Here is a 22067-nt window from a genome sequence, read left to right as displayed (position 1 = left end):
CGTCTGCTGTCCGCGACCGGCCCGCGCGTGATCGACTTCGGGATCGCCCGCGCGCTGGACGCCACCGACGGCCCCACCCGTACCGGGCAGTTCGTCGGCACCCCCAACTACCTGCCGCCCGAGCTGCTGCGCGGCGAGCAGGTCACGCCCGCCTCCGACGTGTTCTCGTGGGGCTGCGTGATGGCGTACGCCGGGACCGGGCGCGCCCCGTTCGCGGGCAACACCGTCCCGGAGATCTTCTACCGGGTGGCGCACGACGAGCCCGCCCTCGACGGCCTCGACCCGGGGCTGCGCGACATCATCGCCGCCGCGCTCGACAAGGACCCGGCCAGGCGCCCGTCCGTCCAGGAGCTGCTGGGCCGGCTGGTCGGCCACTCGCGGCCGGACCCGGCCCGGATCGCCGAGACCGTCGAGTCGAGCTGGCACACTCCGGCCACGCCGCCCCCGCCGACCTACCAGGCGCCCGTCCCGCCGCCCCAGCCGCCTCCGCCGGCCGGCGGCGTCACCCGCGACGACGCCCCCCGCCCGGACGGCCGCGGGCTGCCGAAGCCGCCGCACCTGTCGAAGAAGAGGCTGGGCATCGGCGGCGGCGCGGCCGGCGCCGCGGCGCTCGTCGTGGTCCTGCTGTTCGCCGCGTTCGGCTCCAGCGGGCCGCCGGAGAAGCTGGCGACCTCGTTCGCCGACGACTTCTCCAGCACCGGCTCCGGCTGGGGCGGCGGCAGCACCTTCACCGGCCAGTACGGCTACAAGGACGGCAAGTACCGCCTGGAGACCACCAGCGTCGACGAGATGCGCGACCGGTGGGTCCCCAAGGAGAAGGCCACCGACATCCCCGAGCGCATGCTCGTCACCGCCACCGTCACCGTCGCGCAGGGCGCCGACGACAGCCGGTTCGGCCTGAGCTGCCGGGCCAACAACGACGGCGAGACGCAGTACGCGTTCCTCATCCGCAAGGACGGCAAGGGCGCGCTGCTCCGCAAGGCCGCGGGCGCGCAGGGCACCAAGGAGCTCGCCAACGTCGACAGCGTTCCCGGCTTCGACGACAAGGACCCCAACAAGGTGCAGATCGCCTGCGAGCCGCAGGACGGGAACAAGGAGGTCCGGCTGCGGCTCTGGGTGAACGGCGAGCAGGTCCTCGACCACACCGACGACGCCCAGCCCGTCGGGCACGGCTGGGCGGGGCTCATCGTCGAGCGCGGCGGCAACGCGGCCCAGCCGATCATCGCCGACTTCGACGACTTCGACCTCTCGCAGATCCGCGACTAGCCCGGCCGGCCGCCCCGGCCCCCGCCCGCCGGCCCGCTAGCGGAGGTAGCCGGTCATCCAGCGGTCCAGCTCGGCGAAGACCTGCTCCCTGGCCGGCTTGGCCGACAGCACCAGGTCGTGCAGGCCGCCCGGGATCCGCACGAGCGTCACGTGCCGGCCGAGCCGGGGCGCCCAGCGCGCCATGTGCTCCACGTCCAGGACGGCGTCGGCGCTCGACAAGTCGGCCACCCCAGGCTTGGGCCTGACGCTGCGCTCGGACGCCATCACCAGCACGGGCACGTCGATGCCGAGCCCGGCGTGCGCCCGCAGCTGGCCGCGCCGCACGGCCGCCAGCCACCCGGCCCGTACGGGGAACCCGAGCAGCGGCTTCCACTCCAGGTCGAAGTCCCACTCCCCCTCGTGGTCGCGGTGGATGCTGCGCGGGTAGAGGTCGGACACCCCGGCGGGCAGCTTCGCCGTCGGGAACCGCCGCCCCAGCAGCCGGGCCAGCCCGGCGCCCGCCTTCCGCATCACCAGCGGCTCGTTGATGTCGAGGAACGGGCTGTTGAGGAAGAGCCCGTCCACCAGCCCCTTCCCCTTCACCCGGTCCGCCCACAGGGCCGCGACCAGGCCGCCCGTCGAGTGGCCGTTCAGCAGGAGGACGTCGTGCCCGTCCTCCTCGCGGACGATCCGTACCGCCTCGTCGATCTCCGGGAAGTAGTCGGTCAGGCTCCGCACGAAGTTGGGCGTCTGGTACGGCCGCAGCGAGCGGCCGTACTTGCGCAGGTCCAGCGCGTAGAAGTCGTACCCGCGCTCGACGTAGAAGTCGGCCAGGTGCTTCTGGAAGAAGTAGTCGATGAAGCCGTGCACGTACAGCACCGCGCGGCGCCCGCGCTCGCTCCCGCGCCGCCGTACGAGCGTGGCCACGACCTCGCCCTCGGCGTCCTGTCCCAGCGGCAGCTCGATGGCCTCGTACCCGGCCCCGAGCACGTCGGTCGTCACGTCCATGGACCCTCCCGTTCCACCGCCGACCAACCTATAGCGCCCCGACTCCCCGTAAGGCGGTTGAACCGGCGGCGCACGGCTGGAAACCTGGGGACCCCCTTCCAGGAGCCGCCTCGATGCCCACTCCCCTGCGCGAGACCGATCCCCGGCAGCTCGGGTCCTACCGCATCGTCGGCCGGCTCGGCCGCGGCGGCATGGGCACCGTCTACATGGGCGAGGACGCCTCCGGGCGCTCCGTCGCGGTCAAGGTCATCAACGCCGACCTGTCCGACGACCCCGCGTTCCACGAGCGCTTCCGACGCGAGGTCACCGCCGCCCGCCGGGTCCGCCGGTTCTGCACCGCGCCCGTCCTGGACGCCCGGCTGGACGGCGAACCGCTGTACGTGGTCACCGAGTACGTCGACGGGCCCACCCTCGACGAGGCCGTCCGGGAGCGCGGCCCGATGCACGGCGGCTCCCTCGAAGGGCTGGCCGTCGGCACCGCGACCGCGCTCGGCGCCATCCACGGCGCCGGGATCGTGCACCGCGACCTCAAGCCCGCCAACGTGCTGCTGTCCGCGACCGGCCCGCGCGTGATCGACTTCGGGATCGCCCGCGCGCTGGACGCCACCGACGGCCCCACCCGTACCGGGCAGTTCGTCGGGACGCCGGCGTACATGGCGCCCGAGATCTTCCGCGGCCGGGAGCTCACGCCGGCCGCCGACGTCTTCGCGTGGGGCTGCGTGATCGCCTTCGCGGGCACGGGGCGGCCGCCGTTCAGCGACAGCACGGTCCCGGCCGTCATGCACCGCGTCATGTCCGCGGAACCCGTCCTGGACGGGCTCGACCCGGCGCTGCGGGACCTGGTGACCGCCGCGCTGGACAAGGACCCGGAACGCCGTCCCACCGCCGAGGAGCTGCTGGCCCGCCTCACCGGCAGCGGCGAACGGCCGACGGCCGCGGCGCCGGGCGCGCCGCCCACCCTGCCCGCCATCGATCCCACCCGCCACGACGTGCGGAAACGCCGCGTCCCTCGGCGGCCGCTACTGCTGGCCGCCGGGGCCGCCGTCCTCGCGGTCGTCCTCGGCGGCACCGCCGTCTACGCCCTCACCGGCGCGGACGGCCCGCCCGAGAACACCCGCAGCATCTTCGCCGACGACTTCTCCGACCACGCCTCCGGCTGGACCGGCGGCACGTACGTCCCGATCCTCGGCTACGGCTACAAGGGCCAGGCGTACGGGCTGGACGCCGAGGGCACGCGGCCCCTGCACTTCAGGCTGTCCGGCGTCGCGAAGGAGCGGGCGGTCGACTCGGTCACGGCCGCCGTCAAGGTGACGGTGACCGAGGGACCGGGCCACGGGATGTTCGGGCTGATCTGCCGGGAGCAGTACGGCAGCGACGGCGCCAGTGCCTACCGCTTCCTCGTCCGGCACGACGGCCAGGGCGCCGTCGTCCGCCGTGCCACCACCGACCGCGGCGGCAAGGAGCTGGTCCGCACGGGCGGGATCGACGGGTTCAAGAAGAACGGCAACCGGGTGCAGATCGCGTGCGAGCAGGACGGCGACGCGGTCCGGCTGCGCCTCTGGGTGAACGGCGAGCCGGTCGCCGACGTCACCGACTCCGACCGGCCGCTCCCCAAGGGCAACGTCGGGCTGGTGGTCGCCCAGGAGATCGGCGGCGCCGCGTTCCGCGCCGAGTTCGACGACTTCGAGCTCAGCGAGATCCTGGGCTAGCGCCGGCCGATCCACACCGTCCGCTCGGTGCGGACGGACAGGTCGTCCCGCCGCAGGACGCTCCCGGGACGCTCTCGGTCGAGGAGGGCGTCGAGCGCCGCGAGGTCGTCCGCGCCGAGCCGCCCTTCCAGGCCGTGCCGCATGCGGCGCAGGACCGCCTCGGCGTAGCGGGCGGCGGCGGCCGGGAGCGGCGGCCGCATGTCGATCTCGAAGACCCGTTCCGCCTCGATGGCGAAGCCCGCCGCGGCCAGCCGCGGACCCCAGTCGGAGCCCATGTGCGGGACGTCGACGGCCCGTTCCGCGTCGAGGATCTCGTGGCAGCGCTCCTCCAGGCCGGGCCGTCCGAAGCCCAGGTCGTCGGGCAGGAAGCGCGGGAGGCCCGCCAGCTCCGCCGCGACCAGCAGGCCGCCCGGCCGGAGCAGCGCGTGGATCCCGGCCAGCACCCGGTCGGGGTCCGCCATGTGGTGCAGGGACGCCGAGGCCCACACCAGGTCGGCGGGATCGAGCTCGGGCCACTCGGCGTCCAGGTCGGCCTGGACCGTACGGATCCGCCCGTCCAGGCCGAGGTCGCGCGCTTTGCCGTTCAGGTGGTGCAGCAGTTCCCCGGACTGGTCCAGCGCGATCGCCTCGGCGTCGCCGAACCGCCGCAGCAGCGCGAACGTCCCGGCTCCCGTACCGCTGCCCAGGTCGAGGATCCGGCGCGGCGGCCGGCCGGCCGCCTTCGCGATCCATTCGGTCACCTCGCTCAGATGGGAGCGCAGGACCTCGGCGTCGAGATCCAGGATCTCCGCCAGGCCCGCGGAACCGGAACCGTGCTGGTCATGGTGGTGATGATGGTGGTCGCCCATGCCTCCACACTAGGCGCACCTTGCGCCAACGACATACCATCTTGCGTATGAAGCAAGAAGTGGACGCTCTCGTCCGCCGCCGGATCCGCGGCCTGCGCGCGGCCCGCGGCTGGTCGCTCGACGACCTGGCGAGCCGCTGCTACCTGAGCCCCTCGACGCTGAGCCGGATCGAGACCGGCCACCGCCGCATCGGCCTGGACCAGCTCGTGTCGATCGCCCGCGCCCTGGGGACGACGCTCGACCAGCTCGTCGAGTCCGCGTCCGACGAGGACGTGGTGATCAGGCCGCAGCGCGACGAGGCGCGCGGCGTGACCGCCTGGATGCTGAGCCGGGACTCCGGCCCGAACGGGACGTCCGTGGCCAAGATGCGCATCACCAAGCCGCCGCCCCCGCTCGGCGGCGAGGAGATGGGCGTCCACCCGGGCAGGGACTGGTTCACCGTCCTGTCGGGGACCGTCGTGCTCCTCCTGGGGGACCGGACGATCCTCGTCGAGGCCGGGCAGGCCGCCGAGTTCTCCACGATGGTCCCGCACGCCCTCGGCGCCCACGACGGCCCCGCCGAGATCATCGCGATCTTCGACGGCGAGGGCCGCCGCTCGCACCTCCACCCGTCCTGACGCGCTACCTCAGCACGGCGGCGATGTGATGCTCCAGGACCCGTTCCGCCGCCTCCGCCGAACGCTGCCCGAGCGCCACCTCGACCCCTAGCCCGGTGGCCAGGGTCCAGCAGATGTCGGCCGCCACACCGCCGTCCTCCAGCGGCGGGACCCCGCGGTCGGCGCGCGCCGCGGCGATGAGCGCCGCGGTGAACGCCACCAGCTCCCCGTCCGCCGGCGCCAGCACCTTCGCCATCGCGGGATCGGATACGGCCTGCCCGAGCACGGCGACGGAGAGCCGCAGGAGGCGCATCCCCTCCTCGTCCCGCCCGAGGACGGCCGTCAGGCACGTGCGCAGGATCGTCTCCGCGTCCTGCTCGCCGCCGGCGGCCCGGATCGACGCCTCGATGCGCGCGTTGAGGGCCGCCACCGCCCGCGCGACGGCGTCCGCCACCAGCTCCTCGCGCGAGGCGTAGTAGTGCTGCACCTGCCCCATGGAAACGCCCGCCTCCGCCGCGACCTTGCGCAGCGTCACGCCTTCCAGGCCGGTGCGGACCGTGAGCCGCCACACCGCCTCGACGAGCCGCCTCCGACGTTCCTCCGCGTCCACGACCTTAGGCACGCACCCATCCTCCCGGACTTTTCACCATGCACGCGCATTGCATCCCGCCCCCAGAACTCTTTACAATGCGAGTGCATTGTAACCCGCGAAGGACTCGCCCTTCGCGGGTGCTCCCTTACTTCGCACGCCAGAGAGGTGTGGTCCCATGAGGTTCGACGTCGCCCAGATCGTCGGCGTGGCCCTGCTCGTCCTCGGTGCCCAGGGCGCCATCCGCCAGCTCGTCGACCGGGACGACGCCGGGATCCTGAGCGGCCTGCCCGGCGGCGCCCCCGCCACCCTGACCGTCTACATCGCCGCCGTGGTCATCGGCGTCCCCCTGGCCGGCTGGGCGCACCAGCGCGCCAAGACCCTCAAGCGCCGCCGCTGACCCGCCGCAGTGCCTTCAGCTCCAGGGCGGCGGGAGGAACGCCACCGGTCGGGTGACAGATGCGTGGCCGGTCGGGCCGTTCCTAGGGTCGTGCACATCCAGGCGACCTGCACGAACGGAGACCATGATGACCACGGTGACCACGAGCCGCGTTCCCGAGCACTACAGGTACAGCGCCGTCCCGCACCTGATGATCGAGGGCGCGGCGGAGGCGATCGCGTTCTACGAGCGGGCGTTCGGGGCGGAGGAGGTCTTCCGGCTGCCCGGCCCGGACGGGACGATCATGCATGCCGAGATCAGCATCGAGGGATCCGTCCTCATGCTGGGGGACGCCGGCGACGTCTTCGCCGCGCCGTCGCGCACGGGCTCCACGACCGTCGCCCTGCATGTCTACATCGCGGACGTGGACGCGCTCCACGAGCGGGCGCTGAAGGAAGGCGCGACCTCGCTGATGGCCCCCGCGGACATGCCGTACGGCGCCCGCCAGATCATGCTGCGCGACCCGTTCGGACACGTGTGGGTGTTCCTGACGCACCTGCGGGACGTCGCGCCCGAGGAGATCGTCCGGGCGATGGGCTGACCGGCTACCGCTTCACGCCCACGCCGCAGAAGTGGTACACCTCGGGCGGCGTCCCGATCTCGGCCGGCTCGGGGCGCCAGCGCGAGCAGGACACCACGCCGGGCTCCAGCAGCTCGACGCGGTCGAAGAAGCCGGCGACCTGGCGGGCGCTGCGGGCCACGATCGGGGTGCCGCCCGACTCGTTCACCGCGCGGGTGGACTCGTGCATCGCCGCGCCGTCGATCTCGTCGGTGGTGTGGCTGATCGCCAGGTGGCTGCCCGGCGGCACCGCGTCCAGCAGCCGGTGCACGATGTCCAGCGCCTCGGCGTCGTCCAGGATGTGGTTCAGGACGCCGAGGAGCATGAGCGCGACCGGCCGCGAGAAGTCGAGCGTGCGGGCGGCGGCCTCCAGGACGGCGGCGGTGTCGCGGATGTCGGCGTCCACGTAGTCCGTGACGCCCTCGGGGGTCTGGCTGGTGAGCAGCGCGCGGGCGTGCACGAGGACGAGCGGGTCGTTGTCGACGTACACGACCCGCGAGTCGGGCGCGACCCGCTGGGCGATCTCGTGGGTGTTGCCGGCGGTCGGGAGGCCCGTCCCGATGTCCAGGAACTGCCGGATGCCCACGTCGCCGGCGAGGTGCCGCACCGCCCGGCCGAGGAACGCCCTGTCATGCCGCGCGGAGAGGGCGATGTCGGGCAGCAGCCCCTTGACCGTCTCCCCGGCCTCCCGGTCGGCGGCGAAGTGGTCCTTGCCGCCGAGCCAGTAGTCCCAGATCCGCGCCGAATGCGGGACGGTGGAGTCGATCCCGTCCATCGGTTCCTCCCTGCGTCGACCGCCGAGGGGAACCGGGGTCCCCTCCAGTTCGATCATTGTAGGGAGAAGCGACCCAAAACGTGATCTTGTGCAGGTCCGGGGGTAGCGGGGGCGGTACCGGGCAGTAGGGGGCGGCGACCTAGAGTGGTCGGGTCAATTCCGGCGGGTCGGATTCGCCGGAGAGCTGCGACCGGAAAGCCAGGAATGTCCGAAAGTACGGCAGCTCCTCCGCAGGAGGGCCTGCGGGCGGGGCTGCGCCGCCGCCACATGACCATGCTCGCCATCGGCGGCGCGGTGGGGGCCGGCCTCTTCGTCGGCAGCGGTGCGGTGATCAACACCGCCGGGCCGGCCGCGATCCTCTCGTACGCCGCGGCCGGCCTGCTGGTGCTGCTCGTGCTGCGGGCGCTCGGCGAGATGGTGGTCGCCCGCCCGGTCGCGGGCTCGCTGGCCGAGTACGCGCGGATCGCGCTCGGCCCCGCCGCGGGCTTCACGATCGGCTGGCTCTACTGGTACCTGTACGTGATCCTCGTCGGCGCCGAGGCCGTCGCCGGCGCCGCGATCCTGGCCGAGTGGATCGACCTGCCCCAGTGGTCGCTGGCCGCCGCGCTGCTGGTCGTGATGACCGCGGTGAACCTGGTCTCGGTACGGTCGTTCGGCGAGTTCGAGTTCTGGTTCGCCTCGATCAAGGTGGCCGCGATCGTGGTCTTCCTGGTCCTCGGCCTGCTGTACGTCCTGGGCCTGTGGCCGGACGCGCCCGGCGGCCTCGGCAACGTCACCGGGCACGGCGGCTTCGCCCCGAACGGCGTCGCCGCCATCTTCTCGGCGATCGTCGCGGTGATGTTCGCGTTCGGCGGCACCGAGATCGTCACGATCGCGGCGGCCGAGAGCAGGGAGCCGGGCCGCGAGGTCGCCCGCGCGACCGGCAACGTCCTCTGGCGGGTCGCGCTCTTCTACGTACTGTCGATCTTCCTGGTGGTGGCGATCCTGCCGTGGAACGACGCGGAGATCCTCTCCAGCCCGTTCGTGGGCGCGCTGGAGGAGCTGGGCGTCCCGGCGGCCGGGACGATCATGCAGGCGGTCATCCTCACCGCGGTCCTGTCGGTGCTGAACTCGGCGATCTACGTCTCGTCCCGGATGCTGTACGTCCTCACCCGCGACGGCGACGCCCCCAAGGGCCTGGTCAGGCTGAACCGCCGCGGCGTCCCGGTCCGCGCGATCCTGCTCGGCACCGTGGCCGCCTGGGCGGCGGTCGTGGCGTCGTACGTCTCGCCGGACGCGGTGTTCAAGTTCCTGATGAACTCGATCGGCGTCATCCTCGCCTTCGTCTACCTGTCGATCGCGTTCTCCCAGCTCCGGCTGCGGTCCCGGCTCCAGCGCGAGGACCCGGGCAGCCTCACGTACAAGATGTGGGGCCACCCGTACCTCACCTGGCTCGTCGTCGTCGCGCTGCTGGCCGTCCTGGTCTCGATGCTGTTCATGCCCGAGCTGCGCTCCCAGCTGCTCGCCTCGCTGGCCAGCCTGGCGATCGTCGCGGCGGTCTACCCGCTCCGGAAACGCCTCGGCCGGACCCCGCCGGTGACCGGGACGGACCTGATCGAACGCCGGTGACGCCGCGGCACCGAGGTGCCGTCCGACGACCTCACGCTCTCCCGGTCGCGATCATTCGGCTTCCAGGTCGCCCTCCAGCTCCAGGTACGTCTCGCGGAGGCGGCGCAGCACGCCCGGATCGGGCTCGGCCCACAGGCGCCGTTCGGCGGCCTCCAGGAGGCGTTCGGTGATGCCGCGCAGGGCCCACGGGTTGGACTGCTCCATGAACGCGCGCGTCTCGGCGTCGAAGACGTACTCCTCGGCCAGGCTCTGGTACATCCAGTCGTCGACGACGCCGGCCGTCGCGTCGTACCCGAAGAGGTAGTCGACGGTGGCGGCCAGCTCGAACGCGCCCTTGTAGCCGTGCCGCCGCATCGCCGCGATCCAGCGCGGGTTCACGACGCGGGCGCGGAAGACGCGGTGCGTCTCCTCGGCGAGGGTGCGCGTCCTCACCTGGTCGGGCAGCGCGGAGTCGCCGACGTACGCGGCGGGGCTGCTCCCGGTGAGGGAGCGGACCATCGCGACCATGCCGCCGTGGTACTGGAAGTAGTCGTCGGAGTCGACGATGTCGTGCTCGCGGGTGTCCTGGTTCTTGGCGGCGACCGCGATCCGCCGGAACGACGCCTCCATGTCGGAGCGGGCCTCGCGCCCGTCCAGGCCGCGCCCGTACGCGTAGCCGCCCCACACCGCGTACACCTCGGCGAGGTCGGAGTCGTCGCGCCAGTTGCGGGCGTCGATCAGCGGCAGCAGGCCGGCCCCGTACGCGCCGGGCTTGGAGCCGAAGATCCGGGACGTGGCGCGCCGCCAGTCGCCGTGCCGGGCGTGGTCCTCCGCCGCGTGCCGCCGCAGGTAGTTGCGGTCGGCGGGCTCGTCCAGCTCCGCGACCGCGGTGATCGCGTCGTCGATCAGAGCGATGACGTGCGGGAACGCGTCGCGGAAGAAGCCGGAGATCCGCAGCGTGACGTCGATGCGCGGCCGGCCCAGCTCCTCCGGCGGAACGATCTCGAAGCCGGTCACCCGGCGGGACGCGTCGTCCCACACCGGCCGGCAGCCGATCAGCGCGAGGACCTCGGCGATGTCGTCGCCCTGCGTCCGCATGGCCGAGGTGCCCCAGACGGTCAGGCCGACGCTGGACGGGTACTCGCCGGTGTCGTCCAGGTGCCGCGCGATCAGCGAGTCGGCGAGCGCGACGCCCACGTCCCACGAGTTGCGGGACGGGATCGCCTTCGGGTCGACGGAGTAGAAGTTGCGGCCGGTCGGCAGCACGTTGACGAGGCCGCGCGTCGGCGAGCCGGACGGCCCGGCGGGCACGTACCCGCCGTCGAGGGCGTGCAGGACGGCGCCGATCTCGTCCGCGGTGGCGTCCAGCCGCGGCACGACCTCCGTCGCCGCGAACTCCAGGAGCCGCACCACGTCCGGGACCTCGCGGCCCAGCACGCCGGCGCAGACGCCCTTCGGGTCGCGCCAGCCGCCGCGGTCCATGCCCTCGACGAGCCGCCGCGCGACCGCCTCCAGCAGGTCCACCACGTCCGAGGCCGTACGGGACGGGCCGTCCGCCAGCTCGGCCAGCGCGCTCACGTCGCCGGCCTGGCGGCCGGGGTCGGCGAGCAGCTCCTTCTCGTCCAGGTCGTACTCGGCGGCGATGGCGGCCCGCAGCCCCGGCATCGCCCCGGCCACCCCGCCCCACACCTGCGCCGCGCGGAGGACGGCCAGGACGAGGTTGACGCGCGCCTCGCCCTCCGGCCGCTGCCCGAGGATGTGCAGCCCGTCCCGGATCTGCACGTCCTTGATCTCGCAGAGGTAGCCGTCGATGTGCAGGATGAAGTCATCGAACTCCGACTCTCCCGGCATCTCCTCCTGGTGCAGGTCGTGGTGCAGCTGGGCGGCCTGCACGAGCGTCCAGATCTGCGCGCGTACGGCCGGGAGCTTGCCCGGGTCCAGGTCGGCGACGGTCGCGTACTCGTCCAGGAGCTGTTCGAGTTTGGCCAGGTCGCCGTACGATTCGGCGCGCGCCATCGGCGGCACGAGGTGATCGACGACGGTGGCGTGGCCGCGCCGCTTGGCCTGCGTCCCCTCGCCCGGGTCGTTCACGATGAACGGGTAGACCAGCGGGAGGTCGCCGAGCACGGCGTCCGGGGCGCACCCCGCCGAGAGCCCGAGGCCCTTGCCCGGCAGCCACTCCATCGTCCCGTGCTTGCCCAGGTGGACGACCGCGTCCGCGCCGAACTCCCGGTCCAGCCACCGGTACGCGGCCAGGTAGTGGTGCGAGGGCGGCAGGTCCGGATCGTGGTAGATCGCCACCGGGTTCTCGCCGAAGCCGCGCGGCGGCTGGATCATCAGGATCACGTTCCCGAAGCGCAGCGAGGCGAGCACGATGTCGTCGCCGTCCACGTAGAGTTCGCCGGGCGGCTCGCCCCAGTGCTCCCGGACGCCTTCCCGCAACGCCTCCGGAAGGGCCTCGAACCATTCCCGGTAATGGTCGAGCCGTACCCGCGCCGGCGCCTGCCGCAACTGCTCCTCGGTCAGCCATTCAACGTCGTGGCCGCCGGCGGCGATGAGGGCGTGGATGAGCGGGTCGCCGTTCTCCGGGTCGTCCCAGAGTTCCCGGTCGTCCCCGAGCGCGTATCCGGCCTCGGCCATCCGGCGCAGCAGCCGTACGGCCGAGACGGGGGTGTCGAGCCCGACCGCGTTCCCGACCCGGGAATGCTTGGTCGGATAGGACGAGAGAACGAGCGCTATCTTCTTCTCCGCGTTCGGCTTGTGGCGGAGCAGCGCATGCCGTACGGCGATCCCGGCGACCCGCGCGGCGCGTTCCGGGTCGGCGACGTAGACGGGGATCCCGTCCGGGCCCTCCTCCTTGAACGAGAACGGCACCGAGATGAGGCGCCCGTCGAATTCCGGAATCGCGACCTGCATGGCGGCGTCCATCGGGCTCAGCGCGCCGTCCGACCCGTCCCAGACGCTCCGCGCCGAGGTCAGGCACATTCCCTGGATGACGGGGACGTCGAGGCCCGCGAGCGCGCCGGCGTCCCAGGAGTCCTCCCCGGCCTCGCCCCCGGCCAGCACGGTCGCGACCAGCGCGTCCGCCCGCCCGAGGATCTCCAGCAGCCCCTCCTCGGCGCCCCGCAGCGAGCCGCAGAAGACCGGCAGGGCGTTCGCTCCGGCCGCTTCGATCCGCTCGCACAGCACATCGACGAACGCGGTGTTCCCCGACAGTTCATGGGCCCGGTAGAACACGACTCCCACCGTGGGCTTGCCGCTTTCATGCGCCCACTCCCCATGGACCCCGTACGAAGGCATCCGTGCAGGCGGAGCGAACCCCTCCCCCGTCAGAAGAACGGTGTCGCTCAGAAAGCGCGCCAGTTCCCGAAGGTTTCCGACGCCGCCCTCGCGCAGGTAATCCAGCGCCTCCGCCGCCACCCCGCCCGGAACGGTCGACAGCGCCATCAACTCCGCGTCCGGATCGGCCTCTCCGCCCAATAGCACGAGAGGCAGCCCTGTTTCCCTGAGCCGTTCGATCCCCTCCGGCCAGGTCTTCCGGCCACCGAGGAGCCGGACGACGACGGCATCGACGTCCTCTATCAGGGAGTCGAGCTCGTCCGATCCGATCCGTACCGGATTGGCGGTCACGTAACCGGCCTCGGCCGCGCGCGCGGCGAGGAGTTCGGTATCGGCCGTGGACAGCAGAAGAGCACGCATCGGCGGAACCTCCCCCGGGGTCTCCACGCCCCGGCTCGGGAATGAGGTCAGCGGCGGCGCGGAGTTCCTGACTCCCGGGCCCTCGGCCCGGTCACAGTTGCGGGACAGCTCCGGATTCGCACCGGATTCCTCGCCCGCCGTCGCCCGGCCATCGTAGCCGTGCCGTCCCCCTCAGCGCGCTCGCCTGCGCTCCTCCACGCGGCGCAGCAGATGGTCGAGGCCGCGCCGCTCGTCGAAGTACGTGGATCCCAGGTACGTGGTCCAGCCGCCGTTGATGTAGGGCAGCCGCAGCACGCGCTCCCGAGGCGCCTTCTCCGCCCGCGCCTCCTCCAGGCAGTCCCCGCACAGCGGCCGGGGCCTCGCCTCCCCGTCCATCTCCAGTTCCAGGCTTCCGGCGGCCTGCCCGTGCAGGGGGTCGTGCCAGCAGTACGGCGCCGTCCCGTCCACGGGGACGCCGGTCTCCAGCGCCGTCCGCCCCGTCCGGCACAGCACGATCACCAGGAAGTACTCGCCCCATCCGCCGTAGTAGACGTTCTTCCCCCGGTGAACGAACTCCCGCAGGACCGTGTCGGCCGTCTCCAGGCACGTGACGGCCTGCGCCCTCGCCGGCCCGTCGGGCACCCCCGCGTCCAGCCGTGCCCGCAGGTCCGCCATCGCCTCCTTGGCGCCCTTGGTCAGCGCCCTCGGCGTCATCCGCTCGAACGGCCCGGTCTCCTGCCGCCCGCCGGTCCCGATCAAGATCCTGCGCAGCACGCCCATCGCCCACACCCTCCCCAGCACGACCGCCCGGAACGTACGTTACGTGGCGAAACGATCAAGGAGCGGCGAATCGACGGGATCATCCTTCCCGGTACAGGTGCGTCTCCGGAAACCACGGGTAATCAGAGCGGTAACGGCACCAGCGCCATAAAGGGGGACCCAATGTCAATGCACGCCATCCCGCCCATAACCGACCGCCCGATCGTGGGTTCGTACCGCACCTACGCCGGCGCGCAGCGCGCCGTCGACTTCCTCTCCGACGAACACTTCCCGGTCGAGCACACGGCCATCATCGGTTCCGACCTGCGCATGGTCGAGACCGTCCTCGGCCGCGTGACCAGGGGCAAGGCCGCCCTCGCGGGCGCGGGCAGCGGCGCCTGGTTCGGCCTCCTCGTCGGCCTGCTGCTGACGTTCTTCACGGTCAACCACTCCGCCGTCATCCCGCTGCTGATCGGCGGCATCGTCTTCGGCGCGGTCTTCGGCGGCGTCTTCGGCTTCATCGCCCACTCCATGACCGGCGGCACCCGCGACTTCGCGTCCCGCAGCCAGATCGTCGCCGCCAGCTACGACGTCGTCGCCGACCCCGAGGTCGCGGAGGACGCCAAGAACCGCCTGATCAAGCTCTCCTGGCGCGAGGACTGACCCGGCGGCCCGCTCGAACGGCTCCCGCGTGTCCGACTCGCGCTATATGGTCACCAACTGATCATTCCGGCTTCGGGAACGGGTGGACTGCATGCCGCGGGAGACGCGCTGGGTCCCGGCCACCGGCGACCACGAACTGCGCCTGGCCGAGGGTGTACTGGAATGCCGCGACCGGCAGGGACGGCCCGTCGCCCCGATACCGCCGCAGGTGCTGGAGACGCGCGCCTATCCGGCCTGGGCGCTGGTCCATCACCCCGGCGACGCCGAGGCGGCCCTCGCCGCGTCCGGCGCCTGCGCCGCGGCCTCCGGCGCGGAACCGCACGACGCGGTGCCGATCTACCAGGCGGCGGCGCGCGGCCTGCCGTCCCCGCATCTGCCGGTGTTCTTCGAGCAGGCCGCCGGCGAGCTGGCCGCCGGAGCCGTGGAACTGGGCGCCAAGGACATCGCCCCCTTCGCGGCGCGGCTGAGCGAGTCGTTCCCGCCGGACCAGGCGCTCGACTGCCTCGCCGAGGTGGCGGCCCGCCGCGCGGACGCGGGCCGGTCCCCCTGGCCGCGGCTTCCCCGCCAGATGTCGGCGCTGGCCAAGGCCGCCGCCCGCGATGAACTCGCCGAGCACCGCCGCCTGTTCGAGCGCCTGCCGGAGCCCGCGGTCCGGCAGTTCCCCCTCGGCCTCTGGAAGACATGGCGCCCCACGCTGGTGCGCGTCGCGCGGGACTCACCGCGCTTCCAGGAGCGACTGCTCGACCTCTTCCCCTACGCCGACCACATCGACGGCTGGTGGCTGGACTTCCTGGACGAGTGCGGCGCGCTGGAGGCCGTGTGCAGTACGGCCGTACCGGAGGCGCGGCCTGCGGGCGCCGCCGCGGCCTGGCTGTCGCGCACCGTCCAGCACCCCCGCCTGAACGACACGACCCGGCGGCGCAGGGACCGCGTCCTCCGGCCCCTGCCGCCGGAACTGCTCGCACTAATCCCGCGCATGAGCGCCAGGCTCGTCGCGGACGGCGTTCCCGTCCACCTGCACGGAACCGACGGGTCGTACGGGATCGACCTCCGGATCCTGGAGGCGTGCCTGGCCGGCGGAGTCCCCGTCGCCCCTCCAGGCCCGCACGCGGGCCTGGCCCTGGACCACTGGCTCATGTGGCGCGGCGACGAGGAGGACCTCCCCGCCACGGCGGCCGACCCGTCCTTCGGGCCCCTGCTGCGCGCGGCGGCGACCGCCAATCTCGACCACAGCCGCATGCCCGGGGTGTGGACGGTCCCCGCGCTGCGCCCGCACCTCCCGCTCCCCGCCGGCCCGGACGGCCCCGTCCCCCATCCGCTCGACGACCGCCACGTCACCGCCTCACTGGCGGGACTGCATGAGACCAACCCGCCCTGGTCGCCGGTCCGGGGCGACCTGTACCGCATCGAGGTGATCGCGGCGCTGCTCCGCGACCCCACCCTGCCCGTACGGATCGAGAACTTCCTCACGGGCCTGTACCGGCTCACCGGGCGGATGGGCGCCGTGGCACTGCGCGCGGCGTCGTCCTGCACTCCGGAGATCCACCGCCGGCGGCTCCTGCTCCTCCTGGACGTGTGGTCGCGGACCCCGTTCGCCGACCCGGCGGCCCGGCTGCGCGCGAGTGTCGCGGCGACGCAGGAGCGCGTCGTCCAGAACGAGCACGGCACCGCCGTGATGGTCCTCTACAAGACCCGCGACGAGAATCACTTCCTAGAGCTGCGAACCGGCGACGGCAGCCCGCTGGACGGCCGGAACGTCATCCAGAGAACCGACCTGGCCTGCGGCTGGAGCGAGGCGAACCGCCTGCGCGCACTCGCCGGCCTGATCACCGAACGCGGCCCCGTCCCCTGGGACCCGGCGGCGGCCACCCGCCTGGCCGAACGCGTCGGCATCGGCGAAGCCGCCGCCGCCCTGGTCCTGGCGACGTTCCAGGAGGCCGACGGCGCCCCGTGGCCCGGCGAGCACACCCGGAACGTCCTCGGACTCGGATCGGACGAGGCCGAGCGCGCCCGAGCCGAACTCATCGACCTCACCCGCGACCACCGCCTGGACCTCTTCGCCAACGCCCTCCCGCCCCAGGTCGCCGACCTGTGGGAACCCGGCGCGATGATCACCATCGCCGACCGCGTCGCCGACGCCTGGCTCGAACCACCCGCCGAGACCGCGACGGGGTGAACGGCCGAGGCCACCCGCCCGCCGCCCGCCGGCCGGTCGCCGCACGGCCGGCGGGTTCCCGCGTCCTCCTCGCCTCAGGCGCAGGGAAGGGCGAACCCGATCGCCTTGCCCAGCCCCGGACGGCTGCACGTGGGGGTGGTGTACGTCGTACAATGGCCCGCGGTCAGGCCACGTACGAGGGAGAGGCCGCGCCCGCCCAGGCCGAGGGAGTCGATGACGGCGTCGAGGTCGTCCCCCGGCGGCGGCTGACTCGGCTCGCGGAGCAGGTCGGGGACGCGGCCCAGGCAGGGATCGGCGTCGGCGAGTTCGCACCAGATCGGACGGCGCTCGGCACCGGCGAAGAGGACGCGCAGCTCGTACGGGGGCCGCGAGTGCCGCACCCCGTTCGTGGCCAGCTCGGCGATCACCAGCTCCATGTCCGCCACCGCCTCGGCGCCGATGCCCGCCCGCACGAGCAGTTCACGGACGATGTCCCGCGCCCGGCGCTCGGCCCGCCGCGGCGAGAGCCGCCACACCTGCACCGCCCACGGAAGAGTTCCCGCGTTCTTCTGTTGCCCTACGGCCGAACCCCACATCCGCCTCACCCTCTCCTGCCGCTCTGACCGACCCGTCGCGCGGCTCCGCGGCGGAACGGCCCCGCGCGGCCGATGCACCGGGGGGAACGTGCACCGACCACGCGGTTCTCCGTGGCGGTTCCAGCTATCGTTCAACGCGGAGTTGAGCAACAGAATGTAGCTTCCTATAAGCACATGGTAATCACAAGGCCTTCCACCTGGAAAATTCTCCGAGGAAGCTACGGCCTTTCGCCCATTCACCTCCAGAGAGGAACGAACCCCCCATGGCTGCTGCCACCCCGGCGACCGTCCGGCACCGCCTGCTCGTCCAGAAGTTGCGCCGGCTGCGCGAGGACGCGGGCTTCACCCAGGCCGAGGTGGCACAGGCGATGGACTGGTCGGAGTCCAAACAGATCAAGATGGAACGGGGCAACATCCCGGTCCGCATCCCGGACGTCAGGGCCCTCCTGGTGCACTACGGCCTGGTCGGCCCCGAGCACCAGCAGGAGACGGACGCGGTCCTCCAACTCGCCCGGGACGCCCGCCGGAAGGGCTGGTGGCACACGTACGGCGACGCCGTCCCCGAATGGTTCGAGCCGTTCCTCGGCCTGGAGACGGAGGCGACCAGCATCCGCACGTACCAGCCCGAACTCGTCCCGGGCCTCCTGCAGACGCAGGACTACCACCAAGGGCTTCTTCGTACGTCACCGGCCGTGCGGTCCGCTGAGACGATCGACCGGATGACGACACTCCGCGAGCAGCGGCAACAGCGGCTCGAGGGGCCGAACGCCACCACCTACTGGGCAATCATGAACGAGGCGGTACTGATGCGCCCGCCCGGCAGCACCGCCCTGATGAAGGCCCAACTCACCCACATCGTCGAGCGAATGGAACTGCCCGCGGTCACCGTGCAGGTCCTCCCCTTCTCCGCGGGCCTCCACCCGGCGATGGACGGGCCGTTCGAGATCCTCGGTTTCCCCGAATCGCTCGATCTTGACGTGGCCTACCTCGAATCGCCGACCAGCGCCCTCTACCTAGAGGAACGCGACCAGGTCACTCGTTACAATGACGTCTTCGACCATCTACGGGCAAAGGCCCTCGACCCGGAGCAATCCCGCACCTTGATCATTCGGAAGGTCCAGGAATGCACATGAATCTGTCACACGAACCTCGTGTCATCACCGTTGCCGGGCGGCCGGATGTGGGGTGGCGGAAGAGCCGCCGGAGCAACGAGGCCGGGAGCTGCGTCGAGATGGCCGCGTTCGACCGGACGTGCCTCGCACGGGATTCCAAGGATCCGGACGGGCCGGTGCTCGCGTTCGGTGCGCGGGCGTGGAGCGAGTTCGTCCGCCGGATCAAGGCAGGGGCGCTCGACCTCCCCTAGCGGCAGGGTGCACGGGCTGTTCAGGTCCTCAGGTCAGGGTCGTGGTGGCGTGGCGTTCCAGGAGGGTTCGTACGGGGAACGTCAGGGGGCGCGACAGGGCCTCGGACGGGGTCAGCCAGCGCGGGTCGCGGCCCTCTTCGAGGACCTCGGCGGTCGTCTCCAGGGGGACGTTCAGCAGGTAAGGGTGCCATCGGTGGGCGTCGGAGCCGCGCCAGCAGGAGTCGCCCGGGATGTCGGTGACGTCCAGGGGGACGAGGTCGGACGGGGGCGCGGACAGGCCGACCTCCTCGCGGAGTTCGCGGGACGCGGCGTGCGCAGGGTCCTCGCCCGTGTCGATGTGGCCGGCGGGGACCGTCCATTCCAGCGGGAAGAAGACGCGCTCGAAGAAGAGGTAGCGGCCGTCGGCGCGGCGGACGAAGACGCCCGCGGTGCGGTGCCAGTACTCGCCGGACGGGTCGGTCCACCAGTCCAGCGCCGGGTCGACGACCAGCGAGCGGCCGTACTCCCGGCCGCAGGTCGCGCAGGTGAATCCGGCGGCGCCGTGGTGCGGGGCGACGGTCTCGGCGCGGCAGCCCCAGCAGTACTGGTGGCGGCGGCCGTCGGCGGGGACGTCCACGTCCAGCTTCATGGCGACGATCCTCGCAGGCGGGACGCCGCGGCCGGCGCCCCGCCCCGCGGGATCAGACGTGGGGCTCCAGGTCGGCCAGCAGGAGGCGCTTGGGCTTCGCGCCGATGATCTGCTGGACGACCTGGCCGTCCTTGTAGAGGTTGAGGGTCGGGAAGCCCATCACGCCGTACCGGGCGACGATCTCCGGGTGGTCGTCGCCGTTGAGCTTGCCGATGGTGAGGCGGTCGCCGAGTTCGGACTCCAGCCGCTCAAGGACCGGCGCGATCATCTTGCACGGCGGGCACCACTCGGCCCAGAAGTCGACGAGTACCGGCCTGTCGCCGCGGAGCACCCGCTCGTCGAAGTTCTCCGTGGTCAGTGTGATCATTTCTTCCCTCCCGGGACAGGACGCAGCCGGGGCAGGCGCGCGCCAGCTGCTCGGCCACTTCGGCCCGTTGCGCGATCAGGGTGCGGATCTCCGCGTCGATCTCGGCCAGCTTGCGCCGGTAGACGGCCACCGGTTCCGGGCAGGCCTCGCCGACCTCGCGGCCCGCGCGCAGGCACTCCACGAACGGGCGGGTGTCCTCCAGGGTGAAGCCCGCCGCCAGCAGCGAGCGGATCTGCTGGACGAGGCGGACGTCCGACTCGGCGTACCGCCGGTAGCCATTGGACTCGCGCCGCGCGGAGATCAGCCCGTGCTCCTCGTAGTAGCGCAGCGCCCGCGTGCTCACCCCGGCCCGCTCGGCCAGTTCCCCGATCCGCATCGCCCCTCCCTGATCCGTCCGCGACGCTATTCCTTGACGCCGGTGACAAGGTCAAGCCGGATCGGTCCCGTTTTCATCCGGACGGTCCCGGCAGCCAGTAGGGCGAGCGCGATCAGGCCGGTGCTGACCCACAGCGGCGAGCGGTGCCCCAGGCCCGCGGCGATGGCGGCGCCGCCCGCCCACGGCCCCACGGCGGCGCCCACGTTGAACGCGGCCGTGGCGAACCCGCCGGCGAGCGCCGGGGCGCCCGCCGCCGCGTACAGGGCCTGCGCGATCAGCGTGGAGCCGACCGCGAACGACAGGGTGCCCTGGACGAGCACGAGCGCGATCGTCACCGCGGGCTGCGCGGCGAGCAGCGCGAACGCCGCCCAGCCGGCCAGCAGGGCCGCGCCGCCCGCGACCAGGAGAGGCACGGGCCGTACGTCCGCGACGCGCCCCGCCGCCGAGACGCCGAGGAACGATCCGAGCCCGAAGAGCGCCAGCAGCGCCGGCACCCACGCCTCACCGAGGCCGGCGACCTCGGTGAACACGGGCGTGAAGTACGTGAACGCGCAGAACGTCGCCCCGTTCACCAGGGCGCCCAGGAGCAGCGTCACCAGGAGGCGCGGCTCGCGCAGCGCCCCGAACTCCTCGCGCGGGTTCGGGACGGGCCCGCCGGCGTCGTCCGGTACGGCACGCAGGATCGCCAGGATGGCCGGGACCGAGACGAGCGCGACGGCCCAGAACGCCGACCGCCAGCCCCACAGCTGGCCGAGGAGCGCGCCGCCCGGGACGCCCACGACGCAGGCGAGGGTGGTGCCCGCGAGCAGGACGGACGTGGCACGCCCCTTGGCGTTCGGGGGGACAAGGGCGGCCGCCGTGACCATCGCGACGGCCAGGAACCCGGCGTCGGCCAGGGCCCCGACGATCCGGGTGCCGAGCAGGACCGGGTAGCTGCTGGTGAGCGCCCCGATGACGTGGACGACGAGGAAGACGGTCAGGAACGCCAGCAGCGCGTTCCGCCGCGACCAGCGCGCGGCGGCGGCCGCCATCAGCGGCGCGCCGATGATCATCCCGACGGCGAACGCCGAGGTCAGCGAGCCGGCGGCGGAGATGGAGACGCCGAGGTCGGCGGCGATGCCGGGGAGGAGGCCCGCGAGCATGAACTCCGACGTCCCTTGCGCGAAGACGGCGAGCGCGAGCAGGTAGAGCACGAGAGGCACAGGAAGACTCCATGAGAGCGGCGCGAGCGCGCCGGAACCCGCCGGGCGGCGCGAGGGCGCGCCCGGTCACAGGGTGGAAAGGGCCCGTACTCCGGAGATCCGGTGGGGTCGTCGCAGCCCGGCGCGGCGCGGCCTCATCGGACCGCGCGGCGGGGCGCCACCGGATGGCCGGTGGCTAGAGTCTTGACGCCTCGGGGCTGGACATGCCGCGCAGCCTAGCCCACGGCGTGCGGGGGCCGTCCAATCGTTTTCGGTGCCGCCGCCCGTTCCGTCAGTCCTTGCGGCCGGTGGCGGCGACGGTCACGCCGAGGCCGATCATCATCAGGCCGCCGGTGCCGCCGATCGCGGCGAGGCGGCGGGGCGAGCCGGTGAGCCAGGTGCGGGCGGTGCCGGCCGCCAGGCCCCACAGGCTGTCGCAGAGCAGGGCGATCAGGCCGAAGACCAGCCCGAACACGAGCATCTGCAGGGCGGCGTGCCCGCTGCTCGGGTCGACGAACTGCGGGAGCACGGCGGCGAAGAACACGGCGGTCTTGGGGTTGGTGACGCCGACGACGAAGCCCTGCCGGAGGGCGCGGTTGCGCGGGGCGTCCCGTTCCTCGAACGCGATGCGGCGGTGCCGGAACGCCTGGACGCCCAGGTAGACGAGGTACGCGGCGCCGATCAGCTTGAGGGCGGTGAAGACCACCACCGAGCGTTCGACGATCGAGCCGATGCCGAGGGCGACCGCGGCGGTGAGGACCAGGGCGCCGAGCGTGTTGCCCAGGACGCTCGCCAGCGCCGTACGGCGGCCGTGGGCGAGGGCCCGGCCGACCACGAACAGGACGGTCGGGCCCGGGATCAGGATGATGGCCAGCGCCATCGCCGAAAAGCCCAGCAACCGCTCCAGAGACACCATCCCGCGACACTAGGCCGGTGCCGTTCCCGA

General features: G+C 72.7%; 22 protein-coding genes and 1 riboswitch. Of the genes, 10 read left to right on the top strand and 12 right to left on the bottom strand.

Annotated elements, in window-relative coordinates; translation table 11 throughout:
• Positions 1-1266 (top strand): protein kinase (locus AB0881_RS33625; protein ID WP_366623566.1); only part of this gene is annotated, 1266 nt, incomplete at its 5' end.
• A gap of 36 nt (positions 1267-1302) precedes the next feature.
• Here AB0881_RS33625 and AB0881_RS33620 read toward each other — a convergent pair.
• Positions 1303-2253, bottom strand: coding sequence for an alpha/beta hydrolase (locus AB0881_RS33620; RefSeq protein ID WP_366623564.1), 951 nt, complete (start codon positions 2251-2253; stop codon positions 1303-1305).
• Between the two features lie 113 nt (positions 2254-2366).
• On the opposite strand from AB0881_RS33620, the gene AB0881_RS33615 reads away from it, so the two are divergent.
• Entirely contained in the window at positions 2367-3962 is a 1596-nt protein-coding gene (locus AB0881_RS33615) for a serine/threonine-protein kinase (RefSeq protein WP_366623562.1), read from the top strand.
• Here the strand turns inward: AB0881_RS33615 and AB0881_RS33610 are convergent.
• Positions 3959-4810 (bottom strand): class I SAM-dependent methyltransferase, encoded by an 852-nt coding sequence (locus tag AB0881_RS33610; RefSeq protein ID WP_366623560.1) that lies wholly within the window; start codon positions 4808-4810, stop codon positions 3959-3961. The genes AB0881_RS33615 and AB0881_RS33610 overlap by 4 nt on opposite strands.
• A gap of 47 nt (positions 4811-4857) precedes the next feature.
• Here AB0881_RS33610 and AB0881_RS33605 point away from each other — a divergent pair, with 47 nt between their 5' ends.
• Positions 4858-5427, top strand: a complete 570-nt coding sequence (locus tag AB0881_RS33605) for an XRE family transcriptional regulator (RefSeq protein ID WP_366623558.1) — start codon at positions 4858-4860, stop codon at positions 5425-5427.
• A gap of 4 nt (positions 5428-5431) precedes the next feature.
• On the opposite strand, the gene AB0881_RS33600 is transcribed toward AB0881_RS33605, so the two are convergent.
• Positions 5432-6028, bottom strand: a complete 597-nt coding sequence (locus AB0881_RS33600; protein WP_366623556.1) for a TetR family transcriptional regulator C-terminal domain-containing protein — start codon at positions 6026-6028, stop codon at positions 5432-5434.
• A gap of 145 nt (positions 6029-6173) precedes the next feature.
• Between AB0881_RS33600 and AB0881_RS33595 the strand changes: the two genes are divergently transcribed.
• Both AB0881_RS33595 and AB0881_RS33590 read left to right on the top strand, forming a co-directional pair.
• Positions 6174-6395 carry a hypothetical protein gene (locus AB0881_RS33595; RefSeq protein WP_366623554.1) on the top strand — a complete coding sequence of 74 codons (222 nt, stop codon included), beginning with the start codon at positions 6174-6176 and terminating at the stop codon, positions 6393-6395.
• A gap of 127 nt (positions 6396-6522) precedes the next feature.
• Positions 6523-6975: a VOC family protein gene (locus tag AB0881_RS33590; protein WP_366623552.1), complete on the top strand. Its 453-nt coding sequence runs from the start codon at positions 6523-6525 to the stop codon at positions 6973-6975.
• A 4-nt stretch (positions 6976-6979) separates the two neighbouring features.
• Here the strand turns inward: AB0881_RS33590 and AB0881_RS33585 are convergent, their stop codons facing one another.
• Positions 6980-7768, bottom strand: a complete 789-nt coding sequence (locus AB0881_RS33585) for an SAM-dependent methyltransferase (protein ID WP_366623551.1) — start codon at positions 7766-7768, stop codon at positions 6980-6982.
• Between the two features lie 204 nt (positions 7769-7972).
• Here AB0881_RS33585 and AB0881_RS33580 point away from each other — a divergent pair, with 204 nt between their 5' ends.
• Positions 7973-9376: an amino acid permease gene (locus AB0881_RS33580; protein WP_366623549.1), complete on the top strand. Its 1404-nt coding sequence runs from the start codon at positions 7973-7975 to the stop codon at positions 9374-9376.
• A gap of 51 nt (positions 9377-9427) precedes the next feature.
• Here AB0881_RS33580 and cobN read toward each other — a convergent pair whose 3' ends face one another.
• Together cobN and AB0881_RS33570 are read right to left on the bottom strand one after the other, a co-directional pair.
• Positions 9428-13054, bottom strand: a complete 3627-nt coding sequence (cobN, locus tag AB0881_RS33575) for a cobaltochelatase subunit CobN (RefSeq protein WP_366623547.1) — start codon at positions 13052-13054, stop codon at positions 9428-9430.
• Between the two features lie 61 nt (positions 13055-13115).
• A riboswitch (cobalamin riboswitch) is annotated at positions 13116-13186 on the bottom strand.
• Between the two features lie 39 nt (positions 13187-13225).
• Positions 13226-13834, bottom strand: coding sequence for a hypothetical protein (locus AB0881_RS33570; protein ID WP_366623545.1), 609 nt, complete (start codon positions 13832-13834; stop codon positions 13226-13228).
• A 141-nt stretch (positions 13835-13975) separates the two neighbouring features.
• Here AB0881_RS33570 and AB0881_RS33565 point away from each other — a divergent pair, with 141 nt between their 5' ends.
• The gene (locus AB0881_RS33565) at positions 13976-14455 is read left to right on the top strand and encodes a general stress protein (protein WP_366623543.1); all 480 of its coding nucleotides are present in this window, start codon (positions 13976-13978) and stop codon (positions 14453-14455) included.
• A gap of 91 nt (positions 14456-14546) precedes the next feature.
• The gene (locus AB0881_RS33560; RefSeq protein WP_366623541.1) at positions 14547-16631 is read left to right on the top strand and encodes a hypothetical protein; all 2085 of its coding nucleotides are present in this window, start codon (positions 14547-14549) and stop codon (positions 16629-16631) included.
• 74 nt (positions 16632-16705) lie between these two features.
• Here AB0881_RS33560 and AB0881_RS33555 read toward each other — a convergent pair whose 3' ends face one another.
• Positions 16706-17152, bottom strand: coding sequence for an ATP-binding protein (locus AB0881_RS33555; RefSeq protein WP_366623539.1), 447 nt, complete (start codon positions 17150-17152; stop codon positions 16706-16708).
• Positions 17153-17469: 317 nt separating this feature from the next.
• On the opposite strand from AB0881_RS33555, the gene AB0881_RS33550 reads away from it, so the two are divergent.
• Both AB0881_RS33550 and AB0881_RS33545 read left to right on the top strand, forming a co-directional pair.
• Positions 17470-18339 carry a helix-turn-helix transcriptional regulator gene (locus tag AB0881_RS33550; protein ID WP_366623537.1) on the top strand — a complete coding sequence of 290 codons (870 nt, stop codon included), beginning with the start codon at positions 17470-17472 and terminating at the stop codon, positions 18337-18339.
• A gap of 47 nt (positions 18340-18386) precedes the next feature.
• Complete coding sequence (locus tag AB0881_RS33545; protein ID WP_366623535.1) at positions 18387-18569, top strand: DUF397 domain-containing protein; 183 nt, start codon at positions 18387-18389, stop codon at positions 18567-18569.
• 28 nt (positions 18570-18597) lie between these two features.
• On the opposite strand, the gene AB0881_RS33540 is transcribed toward AB0881_RS33545, so the two are convergent.
• The 5 genes from AB0881_RS33540 to AB0881_RS33520 all read right to left on the bottom strand — a co-directional run bounded on the left by AB0881_RS33540 (position 18598) and on the right by AB0881_RS33520 (position 22037).
• Positions 18598-19197: an NUDIX hydrolase gene (locus tag AB0881_RS33540; RefSeq protein WP_366623533.1), complete on the bottom strand. Its 600-nt coding sequence runs from the start codon at positions 19195-19197 to the stop codon at positions 18598-18600.
• A 52-nt stretch (positions 19198-19249) separates the two neighbouring features.
• Positions 19250-19564, bottom strand: coding sequence for a thioredoxin (gene trxA, locus AB0881_RS33535; RefSeq protein ID WP_366623531.1), 315 nt, complete (start codon positions 19562-19564; stop codon positions 19250-19252).
• Positions 19446-19940, bottom strand: a complete 495-nt coding sequence (locus AB0881_RS33530; protein WP_366623529.1) for a MerR family transcriptional regulator — start codon at positions 19938-19940, stop codon at positions 19446-19448. Before AB0881_RS33530 ends, trxA begins: the two co-directional genes overlap by 119 nt.
• 26 nt (positions 19941-19966) lie before the next feature.
• Complete coding sequence (locus AB0881_RS33525) at positions 19967-21142, bottom strand: Cmx/CmrA family chloramphenicol efflux MFS transporter (protein ID WP_366623527.1); 1176 nt, start codon at positions 21140-21142, stop codon at positions 19967-19969.
• Positions 21143-21413: 271 nt separating this feature from the next.
• Positions 21414-22037: a LysE family translocator gene (locus tag AB0881_RS33520; protein ID WP_366623525.1), complete on the bottom strand. Its 624-nt coding sequence runs from the start codon at positions 22035-22037 to the stop codon at positions 21414-21416.
• Between the last annotated feature and the right edge of the window lie 30 nt (positions 22038-22067).

This window comes from Spirillospora sp. NPDC029432 (assembly GCF_040703975.1).
Classification (GTDB): domain Bacteria; phylum Actinomycetota; class Actinomycetes; order Streptosporangiales; family Streptosporangiaceae; genus Spirillospora.
This window is presented reverse-complemented; position numbering and strand designations above follow the sequence as displayed.

Coding starts and splice junctions, on each gene's coding strand:
- AB0881_RS33620 (WP_366623564.1), bottom strand. CDS start 2,253: ATGGACGTGACGACCGACGTGCTCGGGGCCGGGTACGAGGCCATCGAG.
- AB0881_RS33615 (WP_366623562.1), top strand. CDS start 2,367: ATGCCCACTCCCCTGCGCGAGACCGATCCCCGGCAGCTCGGGTCCTAC.
- AB0881_RS33610 (WP_366623560.1), bottom strand. CDS start 4,810: ATGGGCGACCACCATCATCACCACCATGACCAGCACGGTTCCGGTTCC.
- AB0881_RS33605 (WP_366623558.1), top strand. CDS start 4,858: ATGAAGCAAGAAGTGGACGCTCTCGTCCGCCGCCGGATCCGCGGCCTG.
- AB0881_RS33595 (WP_366623554.1), top strand. CDS start 6,174: ATGAGGTTCGACGTCGCCCAGATCGTCGGCGTGGCCCTGCTCGTCCTC.
- AB0881_RS33590 (WP_366623552.1), top strand. CDS start 6,523: ATGACCACGGTGACCACGAGCCGCGTTCCCGAGCACTACAGGTACAGC.
- AB0881_RS33585 (WP_366623551.1), bottom strand. CDS start 7,768: ATGGACGGGATCGACTCCACCGTCCCGCATTCGGCGCGGATCTGGGAC.
- AB0881_RS33580 (WP_366623549.1), top strand. CDS start 7,973: ATGTCCGAAAGTACGGCAGCTCCTCCGCAGGAGGGCCTGCGGGCGGGG.
- cobN (WP_366623547.1), bottom strand. CDS start 13,054: ATGCGTGCTCTTCTGCTGTCCACGGCCGATACCGAACTCCTCGCCGCG.
- AB0881_RS33565 (WP_366623543.1), top strand. CDS start 13,976: ATGTCAATGCACGCCATCCCGCCCATAACCGACCGCCCGATCGTGGGT.
- AB0881_RS33560 (WP_366623541.1), top strand. CDS start 14,547: ATGCCGCGGGAGACGCGCTGGGTCCCGGCCACCGGCGACCACGAACTG.
- AB0881_RS33550 (WP_366623537.1), top strand. CDS start 17,470: ATGGCTGCTGCCACCCCGGCGACCGTCCGGCACCGCCTGCTCGTCCAG.
- AB0881_RS33540 (WP_366623533.1), bottom strand. CDS start 19,197: ATGAAGCTGGACGTGGACGTCCCCGCCGACGGCCGCCGCCACCAGTAC.
- trxA (WP_366623531.1), bottom strand. CDS start 19,564: ATGATCACACTGACCACGGAGAACTTCGACGAGCGGGTGCTCCGCGGC.
- AB0881_RS33530 (WP_366623529.1), bottom strand. CDS start 19,940: ATGCGGATCGGGGAACTGGCCGAGCGGGCCGGGGTGAGCACGCGGGCG.
- AB0881_RS33520 (WP_366623525.1), bottom strand. CDS start 22,037: ATGGTGTCTCTGGAGCGGTTGCTGGGCTTTTCGGCGATGGCGCTGGCC.